This is a genomic window from Providencia sp. PROV182, from assembly GCF_028480325.1.
GTDB lineage: Bacteria > Pseudomonadota > Gammaproteobacteria > Enterobacterales > Enterobacteriaceae > Providencia > Providencia hangzhouensis.
The window spans coordinates 1-3,931 of record NZ_JAMPOL010000038.1; the positions used below are offsets into that span (position 1 = coordinate 1).

General features: G+C 40.3%; 3 protein-coding genes. All 3 read right to left on the reverse strand.

What is annotated here, in order from left to right; all coding sequences use genetic code 11:
- A partial coding sequence (locus PR834_RS20350; RefSeq protein ID WP_272536879.1) for a fimbrial biogenesis chaperone occupies positions 1–499 on the reverse strand: 499 nt, incomplete at its 3' end.
- A gap of 22 nt (positions 500–521) precedes the next feature.
- Positions 522–3,005: a fimbria/pilus outer membrane usher protein gene (locus tag PR834_RS20355; protein WP_272536880.1), complete on the reverse strand. Its 2,484-nt coding sequence runs from the start codon at positions 3,003–3,005 to the stop codon at positions 522–524.
- An 86-nt stretch (positions 3,006–3,091) separates the two neighbouring features.
- Positions 3,092–3,622, reverse strand: coding sequence for a fimbrial protein (locus PR834_RS20360; RefSeq protein ID WP_272536881.1), 531 nt, complete (start codon positions 3,620–3,622; stop codon positions 3,092–3,094).
- Positions 3,623–3,931 lie beyond the last annotated feature (309 nt).

Here is a 3,931-nt window from a genome sequence, read left to right on the forward strand (position 1 = left end):
ACAACGTAATCTGTCCACCTTGTTTTGTGACTTTTAAATCGCGCTGAAAATCTTTCTCGGCAGAGACTTTGTAGTCAATACCTTTTGGGCGATAAAACAGTTTTAAGCGTGATTGGATAGTAAACTGAACCGCATTCGCTTCTTTACCTTGCGGTGGAATACCTAATACATTGAAATACAACAGACTCTCCCTGTCCGTGGGTAAGGTATTTTGCCCATCCATATACGCAATTTTGATTTGTTTTTTCTGTTTAGGGCCAATTTTTTGTAAAAAAGGTAATGCCACTAGTGAGTTAGTCAGCTTTTCACCTTTTTGGTTTTCTATCCATGTCTGCGCTAAAAACGAAGAGGCGGTATCTTGGTTTTCAACAACGATACTGGTTCCGCCATCGGCTTCATTAAAAATAACACGGGTTCTATCTAACCCAAGAACGGCATACGCTTGGCTCATGACGCTTGAGAGTAAAACAACGGAAAGTACTTTTTTAAATAATGTCATTTTTTCACCCATTGAAATCACATTAGTGACGACAAGCAATTGAATCGCTACTTTTAGCCAGGAGACTGTCCGCTAAGAACGTACACGCTTGAGCATCTCCCCAGTTAACGCTAAGTTGGTCGCCCATGTTCAACCCGGTTAAGTAGACGATACCGGATTCAGCAATAATGCCTGAAACTTTACCCGTTACGTTATTTTTCACCACTGAGCCTAATGGTGGGTATTGACCATTAGCCAGCTTAATTCGTGTTATCAGTGACTTACCAATATCTGCATCCATTTTAGCATAACCGATTGCCCCATCAGTGAGTGTAGACGCTAAAACATTATCATCAATGTTTACCGTGTCTGGCAGGTTGTTCACATCCACCTTGTATTCCATATTATAGTAGGTCGGAACGTTACTGATAGTGGCTAACCCTCGGCTATTCGTCGTCGCATGGCCATTTTCAATCATCACGCCTTGCGCATTTGGCACATCAACCACTAAACGAGATTGGTCACGATACGTTAAACGGTGCGCAGAAATACCGTGCTGTGTCGCGGTGACCGAGCCACTCATCGTCATACTTAGCGACGTCATGGAATCCGATAATGACCCCGTCACTTGGACTTGGCCGGCATCCGCACTGTGTGACACATAGGTGCTCACCATGCCTTCCGATAACCCATCTTGGGTCGATGCGGTTAAATTATAGTTCGTGTTGCTATCAACATGACGACTGTAATTCACGTTATTTGCATAGCGCTTGTTGCTGTCACTGTAAGAGGCGAAATACGATATTGATGCATTTTGGTTTTCAGTACTTAATGGTTTGCTGACGGATAAATACACTTGGTTATCCGTTTTATTATTCGCCCCACGGACTTGGTTTAAAGACAGGGAGATATTCCCACCTTTCATGACGCCTTCATCGAAGAATTTATTGAGCCCCACACTGAAATAGTTATTTTGCTTACCATTCCAATAGGTTTTACGTGATGCGGTGATATTCGCACTCGCATTCATTCCACGTAATTGCTGAGCGTAAGACAATGAAAAAACATGTTTGTCTTTATTGGTATCGATATCTTGTCTGTCGACAAAGTTTTGCTCAACAAAATTGGATAAAGAGTTAAAGGTTCTGTCGGCAAAACGGTACCCGGTTAATGTCAACTGCCCATCAATACTCGGTAAATCTTTGGCATAGTTAATACGGTAGCTTTTGCCTTTCTCACGCCCCAATAAGGTGTCGGCGTAAGATTGGGTGATATCCACCGAAAAAGCCCCTAAAAAGCCGATATTTTGGCCAATGCCGAGGTTAATGGCTTTATATTTATTCCCTGATGTCGCCACGATTCCGCCAAAAACAGAGGTATGGTTAAACACCCCAACAGAGCTTTCGACAGTCATAAAATTGTCGTTAGCATGGGTGCCATTCTTCGGGGATAGCTGACCTAAATTCAAGGTGTAGCGCGCTTGCCCCTTACGGGTTAAAAACGGAATATTGGTTGTCGTAAACTGGAATTTCGTTTCTTTACCGTTATCCTCTGCCACGGTCACATCAATGGTACCCATGATGGATTGACTTAAATCCTTAATCACAAAAGGGCCCGCCGGCACTTTCACTTGGCTGATGATACGGCCATTTTGTGATAAGGTGACCGTTGCGTTTGAGGCGGCAACCCCGGTAATTTGAGGGGCATACCCTCTGAGGTTCGGTGGCATCATGCTTTCATCGGTAAACATGCTCACGCCTTTGAAACGCACGCTATCAAACAAGTCTGATTTAATGAAAATTTCCCCGGCAAACAACTTCGCCGATAAGCTGGCAATGTCCCTAAAAGCGTAGACTTGGTCCCAATCTAAGTTGCGTTTCTTGCTACCCCGTCCATCTTCGCCCGCCAATTTATTCTCATATTGGTAATTTGCCCGTAAACGCCATTGCGCGAAGTTAGCGCCCACATTCCCGAAGGCATAGAGTTGGTTACGTGTTTCTTCGTTTTTACGGATTAAATGATTATCGCTAATCGTATAATCTAAAATTAACCCCGCAATCCCATAATCGCGCATTTCAGGGCTCACCCACGAAGAATAAGTCGATGCCATATATTTCTGAGGTATCGAAATACTCAGGACTTGTTCGCTATCATTAAAATCGATAGCCACATTTTTATCGAGAGAGAATAAATTAATACATGCGTTTTCTTGAGACGAAAGTAATATTTCTTTCGCTTCTTCATTTAAGGGAAAACGTTTTATTAATTGTGCCGTAATACACGGCTCAATCGTTCCGTCATGATTAATAAACTTAATTTTTTCGCCGCGGATAATTTTTTTATCATTTAAAATAATATCCGATTCATATAAACCTTCACTTAAACTATTTTTTTCAAAATAGCTTAGGTCAATATTGTCGTCTGCAGACAAATTAAGGGCATTGATATTAAAAGTTTCTGCATTTGTATACCCACCACACATAATGAGTGAGATAATATAACCTATATTTTTTTTCTTAAAATACATGTTGGCACTCTTATGATAATCGATAGTGGGAATACAAAGCTTTACGCTAATTAGCGTAAAGCTTTTGCTTAGGCATGATGGCTATCTTATTCGTAGCTTAATACGTAGTTTGCGATAGAGTTGATGCTACCTGAAGTGGCGGCACCGGTTGCTTCTGCTTGAGCAGACAAAATAATTGTGGTGTCAGACGCTTTCAGTGTTTGCTCTAAAGTCTCACCGGGTTTAATGGCTTTACCTGCATTGTCTAAGAATGAAACTGCAACGTTATTTGCGCTACCCGTGCTTGACCATAAAGATGCGTTTGTGGCATCAGGTTGGCCATTAAACGTAATTTTTACTTTAGAATAAGGAGTACCTGAAGCACTTGGGTCTAATTGGCAATCTTGTAATTTTAATTCAAATGAATTGAGTGGGCCTTTTTTACCTGCAGCATCTAAATTAACCGCGGCAATATTACCTAATTGAACTTCTTTATTCACATCAGTCGGTGCAATTGTACATGCACCGCTATTAATTGTGCCTTTAAACGTAATTTTACCAGAACCGGCATCCGCAGCCATTGCAGAAATAGAAGTTGTCGTTAACGCTAAGCATAATGCAATTAAAGTCTTATTCATGTTATCTACCTTATATTAAGTCATTTAATTAAAAATTTTTATCTGTTGTGAAGAACGAAACAAATAATATCCATAAAATGAGTAATCAGATATCGCTAAAGTATGTATTTCGCCGGTAGAATGTAACGAAATATATTAAATTAACGCATTGAAATTAAAAGAAAATAAAAAACGAAATATTTATTAACATTATCACTAGCATCGCGTTAAGGCGTTGAATGCAGATCTTTAAGCCAAAAAACAACTCACCATAAGCATTAAACGCCAACATAACCCATAAAAACAAATAAACGCATTACAAGAGTATTT